At 58.0% G+C, this 23,947-nt stretch carries 24 protein-coding genes; 11 read left to right on the top strand and 13 right to left on the bottom strand.

Features of this window, described 5'->3' with window-relative positions:
* Position 1: 1 nt before the first annotated feature.
* Complete coding sequence (locus tag K7A42_RS26015) at positions 2 to 247, top strand: DUF1236 domain-containing protein (protein WP_282456038.1); 246 nt, start codon at positions 2 to 4, stop codon at positions 245 to 247.
* Between the two features lie 226 nt (positions 248 to 473).
* The gene (locus K7A42_RS26010) at positions 474 to 1,091 is read left to right on the top strand and encodes a BA14K family protein (RefSeq protein ID WP_112556353.1); all 618 of its coding nucleotides are present in this window, start codon (positions 474 to 476) and stop codon (positions 1,089 to 1,091) included.
* Between the two features lie 368 nt (positions 1,092 to 1,459).
* On the opposite strand, the gene K7A42_RS26005 is transcribed toward K7A42_RS26010, so the two are convergent.
* The 5 genes from K7A42_RS26005 to K7A42_RS25985 all read right to left on the bottom strand — a co-directional run bounded on the left by K7A42_RS26005 (position 1,460) and on the right by K7A42_RS25985 (position 7,739).
* The gene (locus K7A42_RS26005; RefSeq protein ID WP_174151357.1) at positions 1,460 to 3,769 is read right to left on the bottom strand and encodes a GAF domain-containing protein; all 2,310 of its coding nucleotides are present in this window, start codon (positions 3,767 to 3,769) and stop codon (positions 1,460 to 1,462) included.
* A 26-nt stretch (positions 3,770 to 3,795) separates the two neighbouring features.
* Positions 3,796 to 4,221 (bottom strand): response regulator, encoded by a 426-nt coding sequence (locus tag K7A42_RS26000; RefSeq protein WP_006697874.1) that lies wholly within the window; start codon positions 4,219 to 4,221, stop codon positions 3,796 to 3,798.
* A gap of 11 nt (positions 4,222 to 4,232) precedes the next feature.
* Positions 4,233 to 5,342 (bottom strand): PAS domain-containing protein, encoded by a 1,110-nt coding sequence (locus tag K7A42_RS25995; RefSeq protein ID WP_006697873.1) that lies wholly within the window; start codon positions 5,340 to 5,342, stop codon positions 4,233 to 4,235.
* A gap of 226 nt (positions 5,343 to 5,568) precedes the next feature.
* Positions 5,569 to 6,948 (bottom strand): enoyl ACP reductase FabMG family protein, encoded by a 1,380-nt coding sequence (locus K7A42_RS25990; RefSeq protein WP_112556351.1) that lies wholly within the window; start codon positions 6,946 to 6,948, stop codon positions 5,569 to 5,571.
* A gap of 503 nt (positions 6,949 to 7,451) precedes the next feature.
* Positions 7,452 to 7,739, bottom strand: coding sequence for a hypothetical protein (locus tag K7A42_RS25985; RefSeq protein WP_162719277.1), 288 nt, complete (start codon positions 7,737 to 7,739; stop codon positions 7,452 to 7,454).
* 359 nt (positions 7,740 to 8,098) lie between these two features.
* Between K7A42_RS25985 and K7A42_RS25980 the strand changes: the two genes are divergently transcribed.
* Positions 8,099 to 8,923 carry a universal stress protein gene (locus tag K7A42_RS25980; RefSeq protein WP_162719276.1) on the top strand — a complete coding sequence of 275 codons (825 nt, stop codon included), beginning with the start codon at positions 8,099 to 8,101 and terminating at the stop codon, positions 8,921 to 8,923.
* A gap of 72 nt (positions 8,924 to 8,995) precedes the next feature.
* Here K7A42_RS25980 and K7A42_RS25975 read toward each other — a convergent pair whose 3' ends face one another.
* Positions 8,996 to 9,922 carry a LysR family transcriptional regulator gene (locus tag K7A42_RS25975; protein ID WP_044459044.1) on the bottom strand — a complete coding sequence of 309 codons (927 nt, stop codon included), beginning with the start codon at positions 9,920 to 9,922 and terminating at the stop codon, positions 8,996 to 8,998.
* Between the two features lie 123 nt (positions 9,923 to 10,045).
* Here K7A42_RS25975 and K7A42_RS25970 point away from each other — a divergent pair, with 123 nt between their 5' ends.
* Entirely contained in the window at positions 10,046 to 10,402 is a 357-nt protein-coding gene (locus K7A42_RS25970; RefSeq protein WP_004446047.1) for an antibiotic biosynthesis monooxygenase, read from the top strand.
* On the top strand, positions 10,305 to 11,615 hold the full coding sequence (locus K7A42_RS25965) for an MFS transporter (RefSeq protein ID WP_282456142.1): 1,311 nt from the start codon (positions 10,305 to 10,307) through the stop codon (positions 11,613 to 11,615). The genes K7A42_RS25970 and K7A42_RS25965 overlap by 98 nt, the downstream gene beginning before the upstream one ends.
* An 88-nt stretch (positions 11,616 to 11,703) precedes the next feature.
* Here K7A42_RS25965 and K7A42_RS25960 read toward each other — a convergent pair whose 3' ends face one another.
* The gene (locus K7A42_RS25960) at positions 11,704 to 12,288 is read right to left on the bottom strand and encodes a pyridoxamine 5'-phosphate oxidase family protein (RefSeq protein WP_006697866.1); all 585 of its coding nucleotides are present in this window, start codon (positions 12,286 to 12,288) and stop codon (positions 11,704 to 11,706) included.
* A gap of 34 nt (positions 12,289 to 12,322) precedes the next feature.
* The gene (locus K7A42_RS25955) at positions 12,323 to 13,294 is read right to left on the bottom strand and encodes an MBL fold metallo-hydrolase (protein ID WP_112556341.1); all 972 of its coding nucleotides are present in this window, start codon (positions 13,292 to 13,294) and stop codon (positions 12,323 to 12,325) included.
* A gap of 124 nt (positions 13,295 to 13,418) precedes the next feature.
* Here K7A42_RS25955 and K7A42_RS25950 point away from each other — a divergent pair, with 124 nt between their 5' ends.
* Positions 13,419 to 14,315, top strand: a complete 897-nt coding sequence (locus tag K7A42_RS25950; RefSeq protein ID WP_022563188.1) for a LysR family transcriptional regulator — start codon at positions 13,419 to 13,421, stop codon at positions 14,313 to 14,315.
* 67 nt (positions 14,316 to 14,382) lie between these two features.
* Here the strand turns inward: K7A42_RS25950 and K7A42_RS25945 are convergent, their stop codons facing one another.
* The gene (locus tag K7A42_RS25945; protein ID WP_112556339.1) at positions 14,383 to 14,757 is read right to left on the bottom strand and encodes a VOC family protein; all 375 of its coding nucleotides are present in this window, start codon (positions 14,755 to 14,757) and stop codon (positions 14,383 to 14,385) included.
* 39 nt (positions 14,758 to 14,796) lie between these two features.
* On the bottom strand, positions 14,797 to 15,603 hold the full coding sequence (locus K7A42_RS25940) for an AraC family transcriptional regulator (RefSeq protein ID WP_162719275.1): 807 nt from the start codon (positions 15,601 to 15,603) through the stop codon (positions 14,797 to 14,799).
* Positions 15,604 to 15,676: 73 nt separating this feature from the next.
* On the opposite strand from K7A42_RS25940, the gene K7A42_RS25935 reads away from it, so the two are divergent.
* The 5 genes from K7A42_RS25935 to K7A42_RS25915 all read left to right on the top strand — a co-directional run bounded on the left by K7A42_RS25935 (position 15,677) and on the right by K7A42_RS25915 (position 20,144).
* Positions 15,677 to 16,048 carry a hypothetical protein gene (locus tag K7A42_RS25935; RefSeq protein ID WP_112765540.1) on the top strand — a complete coding sequence of 124 codons (372 nt, stop codon included), beginning with the start codon at positions 15,677 to 15,679 and terminating at the stop codon, positions 16,046 to 16,048.
* Positions 16,045 to 18,048 carry an FUSC family protein gene (locus tag K7A42_RS25930; protein ID WP_174151355.1) on the top strand — a complete coding sequence of 668 codons (2,004 nt, stop codon included), beginning with the start codon at positions 16,045 to 16,047 and terminating at the stop codon, positions 18,046 to 18,048. Before K7A42_RS25935 ends, K7A42_RS25930 begins: the two co-directional genes overlap by 4 nt.
* Entirely contained in the window at positions 18,045 to 18,251 is a 207-nt protein-coding gene (locus K7A42_RS25925) for a DUF1656 domain-containing protein (RefSeq protein ID WP_112556335.1), read from the top strand. Before K7A42_RS25930 ends, K7A42_RS25925 begins: the two co-directional genes overlap by 4 nt.
* Positions 18,252 to 18,253: 2 nt before the next feature.
* Complete coding sequence (locus K7A42_RS25920) at positions 18,254 to 19,174, top strand: HlyD family secretion protein (RefSeq protein WP_112556367.1); 921 nt, start codon at positions 18,254 to 18,256, stop codon at positions 19,172 to 19,174.
* 109 nt (positions 19,175 to 19,283) lie between these two features.
* Entirely contained in the window at positions 19,284 to 20,144 is an 861-nt protein-coding gene (locus tag K7A42_RS25915; protein ID WP_112556333.1) for an alpha/beta fold hydrolase, read from the top strand.
* Between the two features lie 111 nt (positions 20,145 to 20,255).
* On the opposite strand, the gene K7A42_RS25910 is transcribed toward K7A42_RS25915, so the two are convergent.
* Genes K7A42_RS25910 through K7A42_RS25900 form a run of 3 tightly spaced genes read right to left on the bottom strand, consistent with a single transcriptional unit; the run spans position 20,256 to position 23,829 of the window.
* The gene (locus K7A42_RS25910; protein WP_174151354.1) at positions 20,256 to 22,232 is read right to left on the bottom strand and encodes an iron ABC transporter permease; all 1,977 of its coding nucleotides are present in this window, start codon (positions 22,230 to 22,232) and stop codon (positions 20,256 to 20,258) included.
* On the bottom strand, positions 22,229 to 23,086 hold the full coding sequence (locus K7A42_RS25905; RefSeq protein ID WP_112556329.1) for an ABC transporter ATP-binding protein: 858 nt from the start codon (positions 23,084 to 23,086) through the stop codon (positions 22,229 to 22,231). Before K7A42_RS25905 ends, K7A42_RS25910 begins: the two co-directional genes overlap by 4 nt.
* Positions 23,083 to 23,829: an AraC family transcriptional regulator gene (locus K7A42_RS25900; RefSeq protein WP_044459055.1), complete on the bottom strand. Its 747-nt coding sequence runs from the start codon at positions 23,827 to 23,829 to the stop codon at positions 23,083 to 23,085. The genes K7A42_RS25905 and K7A42_RS25900 overlap by 4 nt, the downstream gene beginning before the upstream one ends.
* Positions 23,830 to 23,947 lie beyond the last annotated feature (118 nt).

The raw sequence follows: 23,947 nt of genomic DNA, 5'->3' as shown, positions 1-23,947 counted from the left end.
TCTGCACGCGCAGACCGTCGTGATCAGCCCGGAACAGGAAGTTGTGATCCAGAAATACGTGACTGCGCACACGGTCACCTCAGTGGATGTGCCAAATGTCGATGTCGTGGTTGGCACTGCCCTTCCGGAAACGGTGGAGCTGCACAGGATTGATGCACCGGATGTGACCTACAGCTACGTCGTCGTTAACGGAAAGACCGCGATCGTCGATCCCGGCACCCGCAAGGTCATCAGGATCATGAACTAAGCCGGTAACCCGGGCGATCGATGGAGGCGAGATGTCAAGTCGTCGTTCATCGATCCTGCAGGCTGTAAGATCATCGACGTTCTTTCGATCTGACAGCTTTCCCGGCCACTCAGCGTTGGTCGCGGTGGCGCGACCAACAATTTGATCGGCTACCCGTGTGCCGAGCGGCACGAAATTTTCCGTCCTGCTGCTCTGGCGATATTTCGATGCTTTTTAGTGATGCGCCATGCAAAACGTTATCGTCGGCTCCCTACTGTTTCTCTGCTCATTACCCGTTGTTGGCGGTGGAATGAGGATTGCATCCGATCTCAGGTCACAGTCCCAGCCACCTGTCATTCTTGATGTAAATGAGGAGCCGTTGTGGACCACGCAGGTCAAGCGTGTTGATCCAAATGAGCAAGCCTATGAGCGTTTACCGGCTGACGTTGATGAGGCGCTCCTCGCTTCCAATGATGTCCCGCGAAGCAAGCCATCCATAGAAGATAGCGGTCTACCGCTTGGAAAAGCGACTCAGATTGATGTTGCGGAGCACAAATCAGATGAATGGTGCTCCCGCAAATACCGGTCTTATGTGAAGGCCGATAAAAGTTACCAACCCTTCAGTGGCGGGCCACGCAGGCGCTGCGTCCCACCGATAGATCTGGTCGAGACGGAGAAGCGACCACAAATTGCCTCGCTGAACGACGACCATGTTGCCTGGTGTATGAGCCGGTATCGGTCTTACCAGCCTGAGGACAATTCTTATCAGCCGTTTTCAGGTCCGAGGAGAAAGTGCCAATCTGGTCTAGAAACGCCAGATCAACGCTACCGGACAACTCTACTCGCCCAACAGGTTCCCAATTAGACAGACGACCTCTGCCGTCCTCGATGGCGGCTCTTTCAGTAGGCCAGCCAGCCAAGAAATTGCCAATACTCCAACATCATTGTCTGAATTCCATTGGTTGTCTCCTTCCCCTCGCCGTTGCGTGCTGTCATGAGGGCGTATTGAGGAGGAGGGAATGCCGATGCGCCGGGCGAAGGCCACGCTGAAAGTGCTTGCTGAGCCAAATTGGCGCTGTTCGGCTACATCCTTAACTGCAGGTTCAGCGCTAAACTAGCAGGTATTTCACCGGTGAGCCCTGGTGCTGACAGTTGCAGTCGGCAGCCATGGACGGTCGGTCGAAAACTGGTTTGCCGATCATGGTTGCCCCTCACTATGGCTTCGGCTCGATGTCACTGCTCAAGCTGTGAAACCAGCGCCTGCATGGTCACGCGCAGTCCGTCAGGATCGTAATTGATCTCGACGCCCCCGGTTCCCAGAAGGCCCATGCGGATCAGCTTCGATCCAAACCCTTTTGCCGACGGCAGTTCCACCGGCGGGCCGTCCTGTTCGTTCCACTCCACAACAACCATGCCATCCCCACCGATGGGCTCAACCCTCCAGGTCACGATGACCTTTCCACCGTCGCTCGACCACGCGCCATATTTCAGAGCGTTGGTGCCGAGTTCGTGCATGAGAAGGCCAAGGCTGAGCGCAGTCCGCGGCCCGATTTCAAGGTCGGAACCTGACAGACGGTAACGATCCGGAAGAGAGAGTTGTCGAAGCGCGGTATCGATCACGGTCATCATACGCGCCGATGACCAGTCGTGAGTGAGCAGTACTTCATGCGCCTTTGAAAGTGCGTGCAGCCTGCTGACAAACGCTTCGACGGGCGCTCTGTCGGTGACGGGCCGAAGGGTCTGGGTCGCAATTGCCTGAACCATCGCCATCGTGTTCTTCAGCCGATGGCTTATCTCATGGTTGAGAACCTGCTGTTCCTCTTCCGCACGTATCCGCGATATTGCTTCGCGGGTGCGATCGGCAATCGTCCGCACGAAATCCCGTTCTTCTGAAGAAAATTCGTGCGGCTTTTCGTAATGCACAAACATGACGCCGACGAAAGCGCCCCGCTCAAGAATAGGGACGTTGACGAGGACGGAGATGCCCAGCGAGTTCAAAAGCTCCGCTGACGCCGAGGTTCTTGGATCGGCCGCAACGTCAGCTATGATGACCAGTTCGCCACGCTTGAGGTCTTCAATATAGGAACCGTAATCGCGAAATTGATGCTGGCCGGCAACGGTGAACATTCCGGGCGCGCGCCAGTCAGGCAGCATCTCCACGGTCTCGGCGATCGGATCGACGATGCCATAACCGGCTCGCGTTGCCCCTTGCAGGTTTCGAGCCATGATTTCCGCTGCTGCGAAAGCGACCTCGGCGACCGAGTCGAGTTCGCGGATCTTTTCGCCCAGCTCCAGAAAAGCGAGCTGCCGGTCTTCCGACAGCTTTTGGGCTGTCGCGTTTCTCGCAACCTTGATGAAGCCGGAAAGATGGGATGAGGAGTGATTGGGCATCGGGCGTATGGTGCCGTCAAGAAAAACCCGCGTACCATCGGCGGCAAGATGCCATCGGCGATCAAGTGCAACACCGTCGCGGCCCGCCGTTTCGATCTCAAACTGCGGAATATTCGCCGCCCGATCTTCCTGTGTAAAAATTTCTTCGAACGGTCTGCCGAGCATCTGCGCTTCCGACCAGCCGAAAGTCTCCTCCGCGCCGCCGAACCAGCTGGTGATGCGTTGGTTTTCATCAAGCGTCAGGATGATGTAATCCTTGGCGCCTTCGACGATCAGTCGCAGCTTCGTCTCGCTGTTGCGTAGCGCCTCCACCGCCTGCATCCGATCGGTAACGTCAACGAAGATGATGACGAATTTATCGTTGCCAGTCGCCTGGACATAGCCATCGAACCAGCGATTCAGGGAGCGAATCTTGCGAGTGAAACGCTTGCTTTGCCTAGTCTCCATCGCTTCGGCGACATCGGAAATCCATTCTTCCTCGAAGTCGGGGAAGACATCCCGCATTGTTCGGCCCGGGACGCCATCTCCGGGCAAGCCAAGGAGAACACTCCAGGCCGGGTTGATTGTATCAAACCGCCAGTCGATGATCGACCCTTCAAGATCGCGGATCACGGAGCCGACGACGATGCCTTCTTCTAGCTGTTGAAAGAGTGTTCCCCATCGACGCTCGGAGAGGAAGGTCGCAATCTGATTGGAGACGACGCGCCCGATCCGGCTCAGCAACTCCAGCTCGCTTTCGGTCCAGTTTCGCGGCTCTCCGTCGATTGCCGCGAGCGCACCGATTACCAGGCCATCCGGCATCGTGACCGGAACACCCATGTATGAAATCACGCCGAGATCGGTGATGGCCAGATTGTCCCTGACGAGGTCGTGGAGTGTCGCATCCCCGATAATGAGGGGTATCTTGTCGCGAACCACGTGCTGGCAGAAGGAATGCGTCAGCGGCGTTTCTGCCGCCTCGGCCCATTTTTCCGGAAGGCCCAGATGGGCGATGAAGACCTGCCGGTGCTCATCAAGAATGGAAATCAGTGCCACCGGAGATTTCAGCCCGGCTTTGACAACCTCGATAATATCCTGGAATTCGGATTGGCCCTGAACATCAAGCAAACCAGAATTGCGAACGGCTTCAATGCGTTCAGATGGTGAGTTCAAGGTCAATCCCTAATCACGGATGCGTTTCACGCCGACATAGCAGCGAGCAAACGGGGTGATAAAACGAGGCTTGGAGGCGCGGTGACGGACTGGTGCTCACCGTTCACAATGGTGTCGATGAATTCCAGCGCATTTTGCAGTCCGTTCATGGTGTAAGGTTTTTCGATCGCACCAAGGGCGCCCGCAAAATCCTCAGGAATCCGCTTCAGATTTCCGGAAACGAAGACATAGGGAATTGAACGGGACGCAAGATGACGGCCGACGTCGATACCCGTGGGACCGTCCAGCAACTGAATATCCACAAAGGCGAACTGTGGCGAGGACTTTTCGATCAAGGATAAAGCCTGCTTGCTTTCGGCGGCGACGCCGACGATCTCGTGCCCGGCCTCTTCGACCTCGCTCTCAAGCTCCATAGCCAGCAAAGCCTCGTCTTCAACAATCAAGATTTTCACGCGATATCCTTTCAGTCTTTTACAGAGAGCGTGACCCGCACGTCAGTACGGCGACCATCGACGGTCCTTACGATCGTTGCACGCAACTGCTTTAGTGACGCTTCCAGCATCTTCTTGCTGAAGGCGGCTTGTTCGCTATCCACTTCCACCGGGACAACGGTGTCAACGACCCGAATGAGGAAGTGACCGTTGAGTCGCTTCACTTCCAGATGCAGTTCACCACCGCCTTCTTTCAGTCCCCGGCCAATCGCGTCTCCAATGAGTTCGTTGATGATCAAGGCCAGAGGAGATGCCTTGGTTGCTGGAACCACGACCTCGTGAAGGTCTGTCGTGAGACTGATATCGGTCCGTTTCAAGGCACCGATCTTGTCCAGCATCAGGGTGTTGGCGAAATCCGCCACGTCGAAATGGCCAACATCCTCATCGTTCAGAAGTTTGCGCTGAACGGTGCTCAGTGCTTCGACGCGGTTCAGCACGGACATCAGTGTCCGCTCGACGACCTCGTTGTCTGTCATTCGCGCCTGGAGCTTGACGATGGAAGCGATCGTCAGAAGATTGTTTTTCACGCGGTGGTCGACCTCATGGACGAGCGCCGTTTTTGCGCGCAAGGCCTCGGTCAGATCGGCCGTTCTAAGCGCTACTTCTTCCTCGGCAATGTGCCGGGCGCGGGCGAGTTCGGCTTCCTTACTCTTGATATTGGTGAAGTCGAGCTGCGAGGCGAAAAAGTAGATCACGGCTCCGGACACGTCGCGCACCGGGCTTACGAAAAGTGCATTCCAAAATTTGGATCCATCTTTCCTGTAGTTGAGGATATCGACGGCAATGTCTTTTTGCGATGCAACGGCGTCACGAAGTTTGGTGACTGCGTCCGGATCGGTCTGTGGTCCCTGAAGGAGTCGGCAGTTGCGTCCAATTAGCTCGCCAACCTCGTAGCCGGTGAGGGTGCAGAACGCCTTGTTGCAGAAAATGATGGGATTGTCTGGCTGCCGTGGGTCCGTAATCAGCATCGGCATGCGGGTGGCCTTGAATGCGGCCGCAAACGGATCTTCTGATGCATGCGCTGACACAAGACGCTCACCGGCGTCTTTGGCGTCCTGCCGGGAGTTCTGGTTGTCGATCATTCAGCGCCCTGAGAATTGTACGCCGATGAAATGGGCCACTTCCGATTTTGTTCCAATGTCGCGGAAAAAAGAGCTTCGGCCCTTCTTGGATGCTCCAACGGACTCGCTTCTTATGACGCCTGCGACAAGCTGCAAGTACACGGGACCAATTGGAGGGGCGTTCCCCTGGCGGGATTTGTCGCTCCAGGCCAAGACACCTGGTTTCCAAGCCAGGTTGGGGACGCCGTCACGCCATCTCAGGATGCGGGGATGCCGTCCCCTGAGCGACGAGCGGCGCAGAAGACTTAGAATGCGGGTGGGAAGCGTTAAGTCGCCGGGCAACAATATCGTGGTTGAGCCAAAGGACGGGACCCGCGGGTTCAGACGATTCGCCAAAGATCAGTTGCCCTGTTGCAGTCACAACGAGACTGCTCAGGAGATCACTAATCATCGTCTTGCCATCCCGATGCATCCGGGTGATCTCGTTTGACGTGCCGATGGTCAAATCGGCCTGTGCCTGGCTGTTTGCCATGGGCCATGCCGAAAAATCATAGAATGGACGCATGACCTCGCTGGCCTGCATGTCGGTGATCTTCCGGAAAACATCGTTCATGGTTAAGCCGTCCATGAGTAGCTGCTCGCAGGCCTGCCATTGTTCGTCGGCCCATTCGCTCCCGTTTTCCTTCTTCAACGCAAGCAGCAGTGGTATCAGGGGCAGCTCGATACCGGTGAACACGTCGGACGAATTGGTCCGGATTTCAGGGCAGTTGTAGACGGTTGCCTTAATGCCTTTCGCCCAGGCATCCTCGGCGATGCCTTCGAGACGCATCTTCGCATATCCCTGGGTGTAGTTGGTATAGGTTTGCCAACGATAGCTCCCATCGATCAAGACCGCCGATCCGTGATAACCATAGGCCGTATATCGCACTTGTCCGCCCGAGGCTTCGATGCGCTCGCGGATCGCTGTGCTAAAGTCGATGAGATGGCGAAAGGTGTTCGCAGAAACATCGTCAAAATTCTGCAGAATGAGCTTTCCCATATCGCTGTCGAGCAGCGTCTGAGAAGACATGTGGCGGGGGCCAGTTCCCTTGTAGATTCGATTGGCGACGACCAGGAATGTCTTCGCCTTCGGAATGCCGCCGGCCATTGTGTGGGCGAAGAAAACATTGCGGCCATTAGCGATCATTCCGTCTAGAGCGGTCATGACCTTTGACAGCGATGCCTTGAAACGCGCAGTGGCAATGTCTCGACATTGCTCCAGATAGTCCCAGTCGAGCCTGTCGTGTTCCCAGCTCTCAAGCGTCATCTTTGCCAGAAGATCGGTTGGAGTCGGGCCGTCTGCCGGCGCATCGAGATCGAAACCCGCCATAAGCGGTATGTTGATGATCCTACCGCCCAACTGGGCCTCCGCAGAAGACAATTCCTCGGCGTCGAGCGGCCGCAGGGCGTTATTCTCGTCGCGCCGTCCGACGGTGATCCCCACAATCTCCATTCCAGCCCGTCTGGCTTCGTCTAGCAGGCCGGTGGCGTACCCGCGACCGAACAATTCGCCGAAGAGTACGAAAACATCGCCCTTACGGAAGATCGTGTTTTCGGAAAGACGATTCAACGCAACCGGATTTTCCATATTGTCAACTCTTTGCTTCGCGTTTCGTCGAGCAGGTGCCCATACGATCTGAGCAAGACATGACCGCATAGTTCGCCGATGGGAACTCATTTTCGGTGACTGCTCATTTCAAAACGTGAAGAGCCGCGCAATCCGAAAACACCTCGGGATTACATCCGCCTTTCGCCGCGGTTGCTTCAGTACGAATTAGCGACAGCAGTGCCGGCGAAGAGTTGGGCATCATACCCATATTGCCGGTTTTCTATACGCAGACAGATTTTCGCTAAGCGGTTTCAGCGCGTTATTTCTCGGCGGCCGCCAACCTGCTCTTTTCACGAGCACTCGGAAGCGCCGTCTATAAACGGCTGTCCTTGACACAATCGAATTACAGGCGACCGGCCAGTTCCCTTGCACGTTGCTCTCGATCACCTGGACCGATTTTGGCGCGGCCGTATATTCGCCTGGCGAATGATGAATGAAAAAAACATTCATTTGATAAATCAGGCCGAGGCCGGAATAATACTTTATGAGCCAACGTGGCCAAGGCGGCTCATCCCATCGACGGGGACAAGGTCGCCACGGCGTACGACGAGGACATCGCCCGTGTCGATTTCCTCAATTGAAACTTCCTCGATGTGATTACCGTTTCGCCGGTTGGCTTTCCTGGGGGCTCGCGACAGGAGGGCGGTCATCTCGCGTCTGGCGCGTCCTTCAGCTGCATGCTCAAGATATTGCCCGCCGGAATACATGAGCGCCACGACGGCCCCCGCCATGTATTCGCCAAAAACAAGCGCGCCGGTCATCGATATCATGGCGATCAGGTCGAGCCCGAGTTCACCCGCGCGGAGACTTTTCAGGATTTGAAAAACCAGAGTGACGAGAACCGGAATTGTCCCGGCGATCAGCGCGAATTTGAGAGTCCGATAAGATTGCCGTATTGTGCCCCGACGCCTACCGCGAGCCCGAGGATTGGGAAGATTGGCAATAGCATCCGGATTATTCTTGTCGTTTCATACGGAAGCATGTGCGACCTTCTGACGATTGCTCGACATTGAACAGGTATTTTACATATATTAAAAATTGCATTCGAAAAAGATATCCACCTTAAGACTTGATATGTAGGAGTTGTCGAAAGAGCGGTTGAGCAGGATGCCAGGGGCGGAGGGCGGCAGTGACAGACCTAGCTATTTTACACGTATGCAGTCCCAATATTGGCGAAGCCCAAATATTGTCCGTGGTAAACGCCACGAAGGCCCTCTGCGGATATCTTTCCGTTTTTGTCATTGGAACATCCGCCGTTCCTCCCATCGGAGCACACGTCAGCAATGTCTCTGTTCCCTGGATGAACGAACGGCAAAGGGACCAAGCGCAGATTGATAAGACGGTGCGGGAACTCGAAGGTTTCCTGGCTGGCACGGGTATTCCCTACAATGTGGAAAGTGCCTATACGGAAGTGTTCAGCGTTGATAACGAGGTTGATCGAAGGGCGAGACTAGCCGATCTTGTCATGATCGGTGCCGATCTTCTCGGCGATCAAAACACCTTGGAGGCCGTTCTTGACGGTGCCTGGTTTCATGCCGACGTGCCTGTGCTGTTCGACCCCGCAGCATCGCTGGTTTTCGACAATCCGACTGTAATGATTGCCTGGCAGGAAACCGCGGAGGCGTCTTCTGCGGTGAGGGCCAGCGTGCCCCTTCTGAAGCTCGCCGGGTCGGTCCACATTGTCATCGTTGACGATAACCGCGATCTACGCGATCCGGCGCCAGGCTTATTATCCTATCTTTCTTCTCGCGGCGTCGAAAACCTGTCAGCACAAGTCGTGCCGCGCAATGATCGCTTGGTGTCTCACGTTTTAGATGATCACGCCGAGAGAGTAGGTGCGAATCTTGTGGTGATGGGAGCCTATGGCCACGCAAGACTTCGGGAATGGGTGTTCGGCGGGGTCACGCGTTCCGTTGTCCAGCATCTGACAAGGCCGACATTTATGGCCCGCTAACCGGCGCGGGCGTCGCTGGAGCCTGCCCCGCTCGGTCCATGCCCGGCGGAAACAGCGGGGTGGCGGAAACCTCTAGCCAGCTTTTTGCCCGTTGACATGAGCTGCAGTCCTTTCCGGCACGAAAAGATTATCAGCCATGAAGTCAACGAACACGCGGATTTTTGGCGATAGATAACGGCTTGTCGGCCAAAGGACGCGGAAAACACCCGCTTCTGCTGTGAAGTCTTGGAGTATCGAGACCAGCGTGCCTTGTTCGATCTGTTGAGCCACGGCGAAGTGTGGCAGGCAGGTTATGCCAAAGCCGTTTTCTGCGAGGTGGATAAGCGGTTCAAGCGTGCTGGCCACCGTCGTCGTCGGCAGCGCGATGCGCAGATCTTTGCCGCTTCTGGCCAGCGGCCATGGCTCCAGTTTGCCCGAGTTGGCAAATCGGTGGTGCATGCAGCGATGACTTGACAGGTCCTCGGGAACGAGCGGGATGCCTTCTCTCTCCAGATAGGCAGGCGAGGCGACTATCCGGTGTCGGAAAGAACCAAGTTTGCGGCTCATCAGCCGCGTGTCGCGCACCTCGCCAGTGCGGACAACGGCATCGAAACCTTCTTCTATCACGTCAACCAGTCGGTCGGTAAAATCGAGATCCAGCGTGATGTCGGGATATGCTTTCATGAATGCGGATATTGCCGGCATAAGCAGCATTCCCGTCAGCGGAAAACTCACGCGCAACAGGCCATGAGGTTCGCTGTGGGACCTTGAAAGCTGCGCCTGCGCCCTGTCCAGCTCAGACAGAACGCGCCGACAGGTATCGAGAAAAAAGCTCCCTTCCTCCGTCAGCGTCATGCTGCGGGTCGAGCGATGGAAAAGCCGTACTCCCATCTCCTGCTCAAGCCGCGCAATGGCCTTGCCAACGGCGGAGCTGGAGAGACCCAGCCTTTGAGAGGCTGCAACGAAGCTGCCGCCTTCCGCCGCCTGAACGAAAATACTCAGCGTCCCAAGCTTATCCATATCGTTCCCATTAAGGAATATTCTTCCGCTCTGATTGGAATACGCGACTGTTTATCGCTTATCGCTCGGCCGATATCCAGTGGGACCCGACAATGGGTACCGATTTTCACGAAAGGAAAGCATATGGACAGCACATTCACCGCCGGATTTGCCATCGCCCCGGAGCCGACAACTTTCATCGTCAATGTCATTCATGCCCATCCGGGCAAGCAGGATGAAGCGTTTCAAATCATTCAGGACGTGGTCCACTACGTGGCAGAACGAAAGCCCGGATTTCTGTGGAGCAATCTTGCAAAGAGCACTGACGGGCTGACCGTGGTCAATATCGAAGCAATTCAGGGGGCGGGCAACGTAGACGAATTCTTTTCAGATCCGGTTTTCGTTGAAAAATTCCGTAAGCTCGACACCGTCTCCACCAGTGAATTCCATACATACTCTGTCGGCGATCTCGTTTTGCCCAAATTGGGCAAGACGGGCTGACACCATGTCACATTCGTTCCCGGACAACCGCAAAACAGCCGCAGGATCAGATGGCAATCGATTGCCGATGGCGGCGCTGCTTGCCCTTGCCACGGCTGGCTTCATAACCATTTTGACGGAGGCCCTGCCAGCAGGGCTTCTTCCACAAATGAGCACGGACCTTGGCGTCAGCCCCGCTGTTGTCGGCCAACTCATCACGGTTTACGCCATCGGGTCTCTGGTGGCGGCCATTCCGCTCACCGCAGCCACCCAGCGGTTTCGCCGCAAACCACTTCTCCTCTGCGCCATTGCCGGTTTTGCCGTGGCCAATACGATAACATCCGTCACGGACAGTTTTGGCATCCTGCTGATGGCGCGATTTTTTGCCGGCGTATCCGCAGGCCTGCTTTGGGCGATGGTTGCCGGTTACGCGGCGCGCATGGTTCCGGATGAGCTGAAGGGGCGCGCCATCGCTGTCGCGATGGTCGGTACGCCGCTGGCCCTGTCACTGGGTATTCCCGCCGGGACGCTGATAGGGTCCGAGATCGGTTGGCGAAGTACGTTTTCGGCCATGACCGCGCTCACCGTGGTTTTGATCGGCTGGGTGTTGGTGAAGGTGCCCGATTATCCGGGCATCACGATCAACGAACGGATCACGATCGGCGGAGCGTTGGCAACAGGTGGGATCAAGTCTGTCTTGATGGTGACGTTGCTGTTCGTCCTGGCGCACAACATCCTCTATACCTACATCGCCCCGCTCGTGTCTCCTGCGGAATTAACTCAGAAGCTCGACGTTGTTCTGCTGTTGTTCGGGGTAACGGCCATCGCAGGGATTGGTATTGTCGGCTATCTGATCGGGCGCTGGCTGCGCGAACTTGTGCTGGCAAGCATCATGCTCTTCGCTGGCGCCGCCTTGATCTTCGGCCTTGGAGGAAACGTGCCTGAATTCTTCTGGCTGGCAACCGGTGTATGGGGATTGGCTTTCGGTGGCGCAGCCACACTGTTTCAGACCGCTGCCGCCAAAACCTCGGGAAAGGCGTCGGAGGTAGCGCAAGCCATGATCGTGACCGCCTGGAACCTTGCGATTGCGGGCGGCGGCATCATTGGTGGCCTGTTGCTCGAACACTCCGGCATCAACTGGCTCGCCTGGTCGGTTTTGGCGCTACTGTCTCTCGCTTTTGTTATTGCTTACCTGGAAAAGGAGAGGGCATTTCCGTCGAAGCAGTCTACTTGATGACAGACGTGAGCCGAATGCGGACATGATTTCCGCAAACGGCTCACATCGTTCCTAAAGCCGTCATCGCGGACGCCTCGGACCAATTTCACGGCGCCGCGCCTGATGCCTGTCGCCATCGTTGCAGCTCAGCAAGTGTAAAGCGCGGCGTTATGTGCTGGGGGCAGTTCCAGTCGAAAGCTTCCACGCCGATGAGGACAAGACGTTCCACCCGAGCGGAATAGTCTGGCATGGTCAGCCTCTCCGCCAGCGACGGATCATCTGCTGCGTCGATGATCCGGATGCGTCCAAAAATTTTCAGGCGTTGCCGGTGTGCGTAGTCCATCAGGAACAGTGACACACGGTCATTTGCCGTCACATTACCTGTCGTAATGTATTGCCGGTTGCCGCGAAAATCTCCAAAGCCCAGGAGTGCCGGCTCGAGAACGGTGAGAAAACCGGCTGGTCCGCCCCTGTACTGGACGTAAGGCCAGCCCGTTTCCGAGACACTGGCAAGATAAAAACCGTCACGCTCCCCAATGAAGCCTGCCTCTGCGGGGCTAAGGCGCTGGCCCCGGGTCGTTTCATCCACGCCACCGCGCGCGGCAATCCGCGCCCATTGCTCCGCGCTTCCATACTTATCCTGCGCGGCCGCGACGGAAGGAGTCGTGGCAATATCGAGATATCTGCTCATTTTCCATCTGCCTTTCCAGAGGCCTGAACCGGCCTCAGTCTTGCAAAGCCCAGTCCGCAACCTGCCAGCGGATTTGTCCCCGATCGGCAACGACGTGGCCCAGCCCCGGGAACGGCATGTGCGTCGCCGCTATGAGTGTGCCTTCCGAAGCAGCGCGGGGAAAGAAGCGGTCGCGCATTGCCTTGGCCGCTGCCCGGTCCTGTTCGAACAGAAAGAACACGTCAGTCGCTGCCGGATGTACGACCGGGAAGATCATGTCTGAAACCATGATAAGGCTCTTTCCCTCATCTTCCACGCGAACACCGATATGGCCGGGTGTATGGCCGGTCAGGTCGACAATCGAGACGCCCCGCTCGATTTCGCGCTCCCCGTCGATCGCCTGAAGTCTGGGGTAGAGACGCACGACCTCTTCCGCCATCTGAAAGCTGGTCTGAAGGTAATCCGGTGCGCCACTACGCTTGGCCGGGTCGGTCCAATGCTTGACGTCGCGTCGATCGATATAGACTTCCGCGTGCGGATAGTTGTTCCTGCCGCCGGCGATCAGGCCGCCCATGTGGTCCTGATGCATATGCGTCACGATCACCGCGTCAATCTGATCAAGCCGCAGACCGAGCCTGGCGAGGGCCTGCGGCAGGTTGCCGGTTTGCCCGATGGAGCCCGCTGCGCCGGCATCAATCAGGATGCGGCGTTGGCCATCATCGACGAGATACTGATTGAACAGAAATCGCACTCCGCTTGGCCTGGCGGTGAACTGGGCGGCAGCCGCCTGTTCCACCTCGGCCGGATCCCGCCCCGGGAAGAAGTTGTAGGGCATATCCGCATAACCATCCGTCAGCGCCGTCACCGTAAAGCGGCCGATGCGGATCTGCGCCAGCGGGGTTACGCTGGCCAGCGTCGCGACCGGTTCCGGCGTTGCGGCGATGGCCTGCGCACTATGGATCAGTCCTCCCCCGAGGAGGCCAAAAGGAAGGGCGCTGGCAAAGGCACGACGCGAAAGATCGGGCATGATGTCTTTCTCCTTATTGTGGCAATGGGGGAAGATCCCCGACGTCATGAAAGCTAGGATATCCAAAACCGATAGGGTATCCTGCGATTTCAGGAGATTACCTCTCAATTTATGGAAGGATGGAATGGATCGGTTCGAAGCGATGTCAGTGCTGCTCGCGGTGGTCGATGCCGGCAGCCTCTCAGCCGGCGCACGGCGATTGCAGGCGCCGCTCGCCACGGTCAGCCGCAAGGTCGCCGACCTCGAAAAGCATCTTGGAGCCCGTCTGGTACTGCGTACCCGCCGCGGGCTGACCTTGACGGAGGAAGGGCGAAATTACGTCGCCGCTTCCCGGCGTATTCTGGGGGAACTGGACGCGGCTGAGCGGCAGGCAAGCGGCGATTACGGCGCGCTGCGCGGAGGGCTGCATATGACGGCTCCGATCGCGTTCGGGGAGCGCCACGTTCTGCCCATAGTGCTCGGATTCCTGAGGGAACAACCCGAAATCGACATGCGGCTGACGCTGACGGACCGTCAGATAAGTCTGGCGGATGAACCCGTTGACGTAGCGCTGCGTATCGGCCATCTGGCCGATAGCGCGCTGATCGCAACCCGTGTCGGTTCGGTCCGTCGGGTCGTCTGCGCCAGTCCTGACTATATCGCCCGGCGAGGCGTTCCGCTTGATCCCGATGACCTCGCCCGGCACGACGGTATAAGCTTCCAGGGCTTCGCGACCGCGCCCGAAGTTCGTTACCGCCGCGACGGGACGACCTTCAATGTCGAACCCCGCCCCAGGCTTGCGGTCAACACGACAGAGGCCGCAATTCAGGCAGCCATGTCCGGTATTGGCATCATCCGGGTGCTCTCCTACCAGGTCGCCGATCAACTGCGTTCCGGCGCCTTACAGGAAATTTTGACCGAGTTCGCACCTGAACCGCTGCCTGTTAATGTCATTCATGGGCCGGCCGAGCCCTTGTCGATGAAAGTGCGGTGCTTTCTCGACTGGCTCACACCCCGCCTGCGCGAACGGATGGCTCAATGAGTTCCGCTCCGGACCCACGGCCGATTTGCTTCATTTCTGTAGCCGACCGAGCGCAAGGTTGCCTGCCTCATGTCGTCGGAGGCGTCCGAGCGGTCAGTTTATTTCCATCGGGATCGCGAAGATATGCGACGAACGCGCCGTTCGGACGCGCCGTCGGCGGGCTCTCGATTGCCGTGCCGCCATGCGCGACGCCGGCGGCATGCCAGGCTAAAACATGATCGGGGGTCGCCGCCGCAATACCGATCGTTCCGCCGTTGGCGGCAGTCGCCGGCTTGCCATCGATCGGTTTCGTGATCATGAGCCGCCCACCCGCATGGGCGTAAATCAGTCGGCCTCTTGCATCCATTTCGCCGGGCTTGCCGCCCAGTGCGACAAAGACGGCATCGTAGAATTTCCTGGCCCGCTCCAGGTCGTTGCTGCCGATCATGATGTGGGTGAACATGTTTTATCTCCTCTCAGGTGTTGCGGTGTTTTCTGACATTCAGCGGTCGAAATTTCCCAGATATCGGGCAGGTGATGTGCCAAGCGCTTTCTTGAACATGGTTATGAACGCAGACACGGATTGATATCCAAGATCGCCCGAAACCTGCTGCACCGTTGCCCCCGCGGCAAGGCTTCGGATCGCGACAATCACCTGCAATTGTTGTCGCCAGCGGCCGAAGGTCAGGCCCGTCTCGTTTTGGACGAGGCGGGCAAGCGAATTCTCGCTCATCGCCATTCGTTTTGCCCATTGTGCCATCGTACTACGGTCGGATGGATCTTCCGCCAGTTCCGATGCAATGCGTGCAAGCCGGGGCTCATCCGTCAGCGGCAGATGAAGATGCTCAACCGGCATCCGCGACAAGGCCGACAGAAGCAGCGTTGCCATGACTTCCGAGTCAGCAGTCGCCACTGCGGACTGGTCGGCCATCTCGATGATCAACTCTCTGACGAGCGGGGACAGGGAAAGCGTGCAGCACCGGTTCGGCAGATCGGCGGCCCCCGGCTCGATGAACAGGAAGAACAAACGCGCGTTGGCGGTCGCCACGTTGCTGTGACGCATGCCTCCTGGAACCCAGACGCCACAATGAGGCGGAACCATCCACATGCCGCTTGGGACGCGGCATGTCACGCCTCCCCGCAGAGGCATGACAAGCTGGCCCTTGCGGTGCTGGTGTTCCGGAGCCTCGCGTTCGTTCTGCGACACGTCGATCCTCACAGCGCGAACGCGCGACGAGGAGCTTTCGAGATCATGGTCGGCGAGGGCGCCGGACAGGGATATCGACGTCTGGTGGTATTTAGTGATCATTAGAGAGAATATCTAAATTCTTCTTCCGGTTTTGTCGATAGGGTCATCCGGAAAGATGCTGGAGAAGAAGATTATGGCACTTCAAAAATACGACGACCGCTGGTGGTCGGATATTATCCGGACTGAAATTCGTCTTCCCCTGAAAGGACCTCGCAGGTTCTGCGTCCTTCTCCCGTTACGACCGGGAGCAAGGTTGGCCCGCGCTACGGTGCTGAAAAAGATGACAGACGGGCTCGTTTCGAAAGCCCGAGCGCTCGTTGCCCGCCATCTACCGGCCATGTCGCCCGGTGAGTCCGCCGACCCGGCCGAAGCCTATCTGCACGCCTGCCTCGCCGTACCCTTCTTTTGTTATGTGTCGCCAGCGACTTATGGCCTCGCAGACGAGATCACCAGCAATAAACAAGGCATCGAGCGCAGCGCCCCTGGGCCGGAGGATGCGGTGTGAGCAGCCGGCCAGTTGTCACCAGCGGGAATGTCATCTTTTCGCTGAAATCATTCCTTGCGGCCATGCTGGCATATCTTGTTGCCATCAGCTTCGATTTGAACCGACCGTCCTGGGCAGTTGCAACCGTCTATATTGTCGCTCATCCCCTCTCCGGTGCGATATCGTCGAAATCGGTATATCGGCTTCTGGGCACGGTCATCGGCGGCGGTGCGACGATCCTCATGGTCCCGAACCTTGTGAACGAACCGATATTGCTTTCCGGCGTGATCATCGTATGGGTCTCCGGGTGCACCTTTGTCAGTCGTCTTGATCGCACACCACGCAGTTATGTTTTCCTGTTAGCCGGCTATACCGTTCTTCTCGCAGGACTGCCGCTCGTCAACGCCCCGGCAAACACCTTCGATATTGTCGTTTCCCGCACCGAAGAGATCGGGCTCGCGATCATATGCGCGTCGATTGTCAGTCACGTTGTTTTTCCGGTTCACGTGGGGACAGCGCTTCTCAACCGGATCGATGGATGGATGGCCAGGGCGCAGAAGCTTTTCGAAGTCACCGCAACCGGCAAAATGGACGAAACCCAAAATCGGATGGAACGCCACGCCCTGGCGGGGGAGGCGGCCGATCTGCGGTCGTTCGCGGTGCATCTTCAGTATGACGGATCCAGATACCGAAGCAGAGTGGCGCTGGTGAAGTCGCTGCAGCACCGAATGGTTTCTTTCCTGCCCCTACTGAGCGAACTGGAGGATTTGCGACGATCGCTGGGGAGGTTGGACCCTGCCGGCCGGGACAAGGCATCGGCGATAGTCGCGGAGGCGGATTCGCGTCCGGGAGGCTCCTTCTCCACGATCGATGCGCTTGCCTTCCCCGCCTCGCTGCCGACATGGGAAAAACTCCTCCTTGTCAATTTTACCCGAGACTTGCGGACTTTTTCCCGGCTCTCTGACGAGTGCCTTACTCTTCGAAAATCCATTGAAGATGAAAACGGAGCAAGAGGCGCCCGCGCGCCCGACAGAGCGCCCGCACCGCATCGCGATATCGGAATGGCGTGGCTGTCGTCGGTAGCGGTTGCAGTATGCCTCGTAACATCGCTCTTCTTCTGGATCGTCACCGGCTGGTCCGACGGAGTTACCTTCGCCCAGATATCTGGCGTCCTTTGCTGTCTCCTTGCCACCATGGACGACCCGGTTCCTGCCATGCGCAAGTTTGTTAATGTGACGATCGGTGCAGCCATTGCAGCATTCGTCTACGGCTTTGCAGTCCTTCCGGTAATCGACGGGTTTGCATCGCTCTCTGCTGCTTTGGGGCTGTTTCTGATACCGGCGGGCATATGTCTTGCAGTGCCTTCACTCGCCATTGTCGGCATGGGGCTTTGCATAAACTTTCCCCTTCTTCTCACCCTTCACGCATATCCCGCGACAGACTTCGTCACATTCGTGAATGCCGCGGGGGCGACCATACTCGCAATGGTCTGGACGATCGCGGTTTGCGGCCTCTTTCGATCCGTGCGAGTTGAGACAAATGCGAGAAGGCTTCTTTCTGTTGTCCGGAAACATGTCGCGAACATCGCCGTTGGTAAACAAACCGACATTCTCGCCGCCCATTATCGCATGATTGACGTTGCCGGCCTGTTCGCCTCAAGACTGGCGAAACTGCCTCCGGTGTCGGAGGTCGGCGGCTATGACCCGTTAAGGGATATCCGGGCAGGGCTGCATCTGATTGCAATGCAGGAGCTTTTACCCAAGGTTTCGAACGGTATTCACCTTGCTGCACAACCGGTCTTTCAGGCGGTCACAATTCTATACCGCGGCCGTGCCGGTAAAGGTGGAAAAATCCTGGAAAGCGCCGTCCGGGCGCTGGATGATCTGATCCTTTCTCCTGCGGCCATCACCGTGATGGATAACGAACTTCTGCTGCGCGCCGCTGCTCTTCGCCTGTGCATTGCTCCGGACGCTGACGCGCCCGTTCCCCAGATACCCGGGTCTTGGAGGAAAGCCGCTTGAAGGAACAGCTCGATCTCCATGGCATTTTTCTGCCCTCGTTCGCAGCGCTCGCATTGTTTGCGTATGCAGGATTTCGTCTTCTCACATCACTTCTCGAAAAGATGGGATTTTACCGGATGGTATGGCACCGCTCCCTGTTCAACCTTGCGCTTTACATTACCCTTGTCGGCGGATTTTCTGCCGCTATCGACTGGTTTCCATGATCATGAAAAATCTGACGTTTACCGCGGGTCGAGTGCTTCTCACCCTCTCCATGGCGGGATGCGCTGCGGTGCTGGGTTGGCACCTATGGTCTTTCTACATGGAGGCACCATGGACGCGTGATGCCCATGTCCGGGCGGATATCATCCGATTGGCACCAGATGTTTCCGGGCCTGTCGCCGAGGTTCTGGTGTCGGACAATGCACAGGTGGAGAAAGGAACGCCGCTGTTTCGCATCGAAACAGATCGCTTCGAGCTCGCGCTGCGCGAGGCAGAAGCGCAGGTAACAGCGACAAGGGCGGCGGCGGAGCTGGCGAAAACCGATTTCGAACGGTATCAACTGCTTGCATCAAAGGAGGCGGCAAGCCTCAAGGAGCGTCAGTACGCGGAAAGCCGGATGTATCAGGCAGAGGCCGCCTATCAATCTGCGCTGGTTGCCCGGGATCTGGCAAGGCTCAACCTTGAGCGCACAACGGTCAGGGCACCGGCATCCGGTGCAATCACCAACTTTTCCCTGCGCAGGGGTAACTATGTCGTTTCCGGCAACGCCGTGGGAGCCCTGGTGGAAGAAGAATCCGTCTATGTCGCAGGATATTTTGAAGAAACGAAGCTCCCCCGGATCCACATTGGTGATCCGGTAACGATCAGTATCATGGGCGAAGCCCAGTCGGTTACCGGACGTGTTGCAGGCATTGCCGCGGGCATTGAGGATCGGGAGCGAAGCGATAATGCGGGTTCTCTGGCAAGCGTCGCCCCGACATTCTCATGGGTCCGACTTGCCCAGAGAATCCCGGTGCGGATCGAGATCGATGACGCCCCAAAGACGGTTCGGCTCGTTGCGGGAAGGACCGCAACCGTTTCGATCGAGCAGAGGAGTAACCGGGTGGCACGTCGTCATCCGTTACCCTCCGCGATCACACCCTGATCGCTACCGAAGCAGAGTTTTGAGCGGGCCCGCGGTTCCAAGCCACGGCAGGCCGAAATGGAACCGCTGGTGGCAGAGACCGTTCGTTCCGTGATCCAAGGGGAGCGCGATGTTTGAAAATTTCAGGCTGGAAATGATCAATGTCCCGGAAACGACACTACGGGTTCGCCATGGCGGCAAGGGCCCGCCGCTTCTTCTGCTTCACGGACATCCGAGAACACACACAACCTGGTACAAGGTGGCTCCCATTCTGGCCGACAAGTTCACGGTTGTTTGCCCCGATCTGCGAGGTTTTGGCAAGTCTGGCAAGCCGTCTGACCCCTATGATCATGAAGCGTCGTCAAAGCGGGCCAAGGCTCGTGACTGTGTTGCGCTCATGGAACATCTCGGTTTCGACCGGTTCTTTCTGGCCGGCCACGACCGTGGAAGTTACACGGCATTTCGCACCGCGATGGACCACCCGGCAAGAGTTGAGAAGCTCGCGATCCTCGACGGTGTTCCGATCCTCGAAGCGCTGGAGCGATGCAATCTTCGCTTTGCACAGCAATGGTGGCACTGGTTCTTTTTTGCTCAACACGACAAACCCGAGCGGGCCATCCTTGCCGATCCCTTGGCATGGTATGGCGGGAGCGAGGCTTCGATGGGAAAAGAAAACTTCGCGGACTTCCGCTCGTCCGTCGAAGACCCCAGGACTGTTCAGGGCATGCTGGGTGATTATCGCGCGGGTATCCACATAGACCATCTCCACGATCTTGATGATCGAAGTTGCGGAAGAAAGCTGACATGCCCACTTCATGTGCTTTGGTCGCTGCAGGACGATCTGGAAATGTTGTACGGAGATGTCCTGTCGGTATGGCAGCCCTGGTCAACCCTTCCCGTTTCGGGTCTGGGAATAGACAGCGGACATCACATGGCAGAAGAGGCTCCAGCGGAACTGGCGCATGAGCTCATCTCGTTTTTTACCGCATGAGGCTGTCGATTTCGTCCGCCCCTTGCTGTGTAGGCGATGGGCATTGTCGCCGGATTTTACCGCCCCGCAGTCGAACACCCGAGACCATAGAGTTGCACCTCTTCCATTCGATCAGGACCGCGACCTCAATCCGGAACGGAGCAGCAGCATAAAGGCGGGCGCACCTATAATTGCGGTGATGATGCCCGCCGGAAGTTCAAGTGGCGCGATAATGCTGCGACCGATCGTGTCGGCGAAAGCGAGCATCACAGCGCCGAGCGCCATTGCGACAGGAAGGCTTTTGGCATGGCGCGCTCCGGTAAGGAGCCGAGCCGCGTGGGGCGCGAGCAAGCCAACGAAACTGACGGCTCCGATGGAAGAAACGGCGATTGCCACCGCGACGGCGGCATAGAGCATCGCGTATTTGCTCGCATTTCCCGTCGCGAGGCCCATTGAGCGGGCTTTTTCGTCCCCAAGCAAAAACGCATCAAGATGACGGCTGAACAACAGGCCGGTGGCCGACAGGGCGAAGACCCATGGCATCAATACGACTGCGTCGGCGTAGCCACGGGCGTGCGTCGAGCCGATGAGCCACGAAAGTGCCTGAGCCGTTTGCAGGCGAGCCTCCACGACGATGATCGTTGCGGCCGCGCCCAGGCTTGCTGCGATTGCGACACCGGCCAGGACGAATTTCTCGGGAGAATATTTCGGTGCCAGCAACCGGAGCAGCAAGAGCACGGTAATGGCCCCGGACAGAGCGACCGTCTGGAAAGTTGGCGTTGCGGGTGCAAATCCCAACAGGAGCGCGACGAGGCTAAACAGCGCTGCTCCCTGTGTAAGGCCCAACGTCTCCGGCCCGCACAGCGGATTGCGCGTCACCGCCTGAAGGACGGTGCCGGCAGCAGCCAGCAATGCACCACAGCCAAGTGCCACAAGAAGGCGAGGCGCGCGCAGGTCGAGGTTTCCCGTCACCTCGGCAATCGTCAGTGACAGCCCGTCGCCTGTCGCGAGACTTGCCGCGATGACTATCAGGCCCAAGGCGGCAAGCGCTGCCGCGGCAAGGGGCAGGGGCGGGGGCGCTATCCCTACGGGCAGGCCGATTCGGCGCTCTCCCCCGATCTTCGCCTTCCGGAGCAGGAGCAGCATGGCCGGTCCACCAAGGCAGGCAACCGTAACGCCTGTGGGTATGCTCGTGCCATTGTGCGCGAGGGACTGCGTGACGACATCTGCGAGGAGCAGGGTGTTTGCTCCCCAAACTATCGAAAGCGGCAGATGGCGATGATGCCGAATTATACCCAATGCGCGCAAAACATTCGGGACTGCAAGGCCGATGAAGCCAATCGGCCCTGCGAGGGTAACGGCGGCGCCGCAGAGAAGAACGCCGACGAGCAGACCGAAAAGTGTGACGGCCCGCGTAACCCCGAGACTGGCCGAGGCCTGATCTCCCAGTCCCAGCAAGTCCAGGGCGCGCGCCATCACCATCAGCATCAGGAAAGAAAGTAACACCAAGGGGATCGCCGTGGTGACACTGGCCCATCCGGTCTGGTCCAGGATACCGGAGGACCAGAGCAACAGACCGGACGCCCGTTCGTCGGCGAGAAGCACGATGGCCGATGATATGGCGGAAAAACAAAGTGATACGGCGATACCCGAAAGAGCCAGCCGGCCGGGCGCGGCTTGAAAGCCGCCTGCCAGCGCGAGACATGCAGCTGCGCCGGCCAGACCGCCTGCGCTTGTTGCGATGATGGGTGGCAGAGCCAAGGGAAGCAACAAGGTCGATACGACGAGGAAAAGCTGCGCGCCGCTGGTAACGGACAGTATATCCGGAGCCGCCAAAGGGTTTCGCAAGACGGTCTGGAGAACCGAACCTGCCAGCGCGAGGGCGGCGCCAGTTGATATTGCTGCGACCATACGGGGCGCCCGGGTCGTTTCCAGAATTGCCTGCGCGAGTGTTTCCGGGGCTGTCGGAAAAAGAAACACGTCCCTCCAGCCGACCAGACTGCTCCCCACTCTGAGTTCCAGCGCCGCCAGGAGCAGCAAAAGGATCACGCCAACGGGCCAGACAAGGGATGGAGCCAATCGATGAAGGGCGAGGCGAGACAAAGTCATGGTTGAGCCGAAGCCGGGCGGTTTTGCCGATTGCCGGTGCCGACCCAGTCGACCATGCAATAGGTTCGCCCGCTTCCGTCGGGATGTGGGACGAGATCGACGTGGCACTCAAAGGCCTGCCGCAGCAGGTCAGCCCGAAGCACCTTGTGTGTCGGCCCAGCCGCCAGAACCTGACCCTTCTGCATCAGGACGACGTCATCGGCGACATCCATAACCTGATTGAGATCGTGAAGCACCGCGATGATCGTGAGCCCTTCCTCCGAGTTGAGTTTGCGCAGGAGTGTCAGCAGCTCGGCCTGATGTCTGATGTCGAGAAAGCTCGTGGGTTCATCAAGAAAGAGGACACGCGGTTCCTGCGCCAGAGCCATGGCCAGCCAGGCGCGCTGCCTTTCACCGCCTGAGAGGGTCGTGAGTTGACGCGCACGTAAGTCCTGGAGGCCGACGCGAAAGATGGCGCTTTCGATAATTCCGCGGTCCCGTGTCGACAGGCGTCCCAGCCAGGGGCGATGAGGATAACGGCCTTGTTCAACGAGTTCCTCGACGCTCAGACCGATCGGAACCTCCGGCGTCTGGCTCATGACGGCAACCTGACGGGCGATGGTGCGCCGTGACAAAGCGTTGAGTTGCTGCCCGGCCAGGTGCACCTCGCCCTCCGTCGGTTGTTCGAGCCCGGCGAGGCATTTGAGCAGCGTGCTTTTCCCGGAACCGTTCGCGCCGCATATGACGGTAATACGGCCTTCCAATGCGATTGAATCGACCTGCCGAAGCGCTTGAGCCTGATCATAGATGACGCTGAGACCAATCGCCTGAGCGGCGATTGTCTCCGTCTTCTGTTTGCTTGCGAGCCCCGTCATCCGGCAGCCTCGCGCATGGCTTTGCGCAGAGAGGACAGGCTGCGATAACCGACGTCTGCGGCCGCCTCTTCCAGGCGCGCTCCCTCCGCCTGCCGGCGCATGACATGCGCCATGCGCAAGCGACGCCGCCATTCGGCGAAACTCATGCCCGTCTGGATTCGGAATTTCCGGGTCATGGTGCGCCGGCTCATGCCGAGATTATCTGCCCAGCGGTCTATATCAAGATCGAGCGATGGCGTTTCGGAAAGATCCCGACACAGCCGCTGCAATCGCCTGTCACTTGGCATTGGAAGCGCAAACGGGCCTTCCTCCGCATTGGCAATTTCTTCGAGTATCAGAGCTGCCAGATGTCCGCCGCGGCCATTTTCGTCATAAAGAGTTGGTTCCTTCAGGAACGCTCCAACCGTGGCCGAAAGGAGCGTCGAGGTCGAGATGACACGTGGCGGCTCCCAGGGCATGGCGATCCCCGGGTCCGGCTCGATATAGACCGACTGCATGGAAACCCGCCCGTGTGAATGGACGGCATGTGGTATCTCGGGCGTTATCAGCAAACCGTAACCACAGGGGATGATGAACGAGGTGTCGGGGGTGCGGGCGGTCATGAAGCCGTCGATGATCTGGAGCAATTGCCCTCGGCGATGGCTGTGCCAGCCAAAATCGACGCTTTGCTCGTAGGTCCGCGCCATGGCAGCGACAGGCCGCGGCACATTTTGAAGATCGGCTGCCCTTTGCGGCTGTTTCATTGTGTTTCCAGGCAATGGGATTCCTCACGGGGGCCTTGCCGCCGCATCCAACGGGAAGAGCCATAGTCGCGTCCCGTCCGTATTTCAAAAGGAAAAATTGGCCCGATGGAGCAGAATA

Source organism: Agrobacterium sp. InxBP2 (assembly GCF_026191755.1).
Lineage (GTDB): Bacteria > Pseudomonadota > Alphaproteobacteria > Rhizobiales > Rhizobiaceae > Agrobacterium > Agrobacterium pusense.
The sequence above is the reverse complement of the archived record's forward strand: the minus strand, read 5'-3'. Positions and strand labels throughout refer to the sequence as shown.

Bases quoted from the DNA above. Each gene is read 5' to 3' on its own strand.
- K7A42_RS26010 (WP_112556353.1), top strand. From the start codon at position 474: ATGCAAAACGTTATCGTCGGCTCCCTACTGTTTCTCTGCTCATTACCC.
- K7A42_RS25995 (WP_006697873.1), bottom strand. From the start codon at position 5,342: ATGATCGACAACCAGAACTCCCGGCAGGACGCCAAAGACGCCGGTGAG.
- K7A42_RS25990 (WP_112556351.1), bottom strand. From the start codon at position 6,948: ATGGAAAATCCGGTTGCGTTGAATCGTCTTTCCGAAAACACGATCTTC.
- K7A42_RS25985 (WP_162719277.1), bottom strand. From the start codon at position 7,739: ATGATATCGATGACCGGCGCGCTTGTTTTTGGCGAATACATGGCGGGG.
- K7A42_RS25975 (WP_044459044.1), bottom strand. From the start codon at position 9,922: ATGGATAAGCTTGGGACGCTGAGTATTTTCGTTCAGGCGGCGGAAGGC.
- K7A42_RS25970 (WP_004446047.1), top strand. From the start codon at position 10,046: ATGGACAGCACATTCACCGCCGGATTTGCCATCGCCCCGGAGCCGACA.
- K7A42_RS25960 (WP_006697866.1), bottom strand. From the start codon at position 12,288: ATGAGCAGATATCTCGATATTGCCACGACTCCTTCCGTCGCGGCCGCG.
- K7A42_RS25955 (WP_112556341.1), bottom strand. From the start codon at position 13,294: ATGCCCGATCTTTCGCGTCGTGCCTTTGCCAGCGCCCTTCCTTTTGGC.
- K7A42_RS25950 (WP_022563188.1), top strand. From the start codon at position 13,419: ATGGATCGGTTCGAAGCGATGTCAGTGCTGCTCGCGGTGGTCGATGCC.
- K7A42_RS25945 (WP_112556339.1), bottom strand. From the start codon at position 14,757: ATGTTCACCCACATCATGATCGGCAGCAACGACCTGGAGCGGGCCAGG.
- K7A42_RS25940 (WP_162719275.1), bottom strand. From the start codon at position 15,603: ATGATCACTAAATACCACCAGACGTCGATATCCCTGTCCGGCGCCCTC.
- K7A42_RS25935 (WP_112765540.1), top strand. From the start codon at position 15,677: ATGGCACTTCAAAAATACGACGACCGCTGGTGGTCGGATATTATCCGG.
- K7A42_RS25920 (WP_112556367.1), top strand. From the start codon at position 18,254: ATGAAAAATCTGACGTTTACCGCGGGTCGAGTGCTTCTCACCCTCTCC.
- K7A42_RS25915 (WP_112556333.1), top strand. From the start codon at position 19,284: ATGTTTGAAAATTTCAGGCTGGAAATGATCAATGTCCCGGAAACGACA.
- K7A42_RS25910 (WP_174151354.1), bottom strand. From the start codon at position 22,232: ATGACTTTGTCTCGCCTCGCCCTTCATCGATTGGCTCCATCCCTTGTC.
- K7A42_RS25905 (WP_112556329.1), bottom strand. From the start codon at position 23,086: ATGACGGGGCTCGCAAGCAAACAGAAGACGGAGACAATCGCCGCTCAG.
- K7A42_RS25900 (WP_044459055.1), bottom strand. From the start codon at position 23,829: ATGAAACAGCCGCAAAGGGCAGCCGATCTTCAAAATGTGCCGCGGCCT.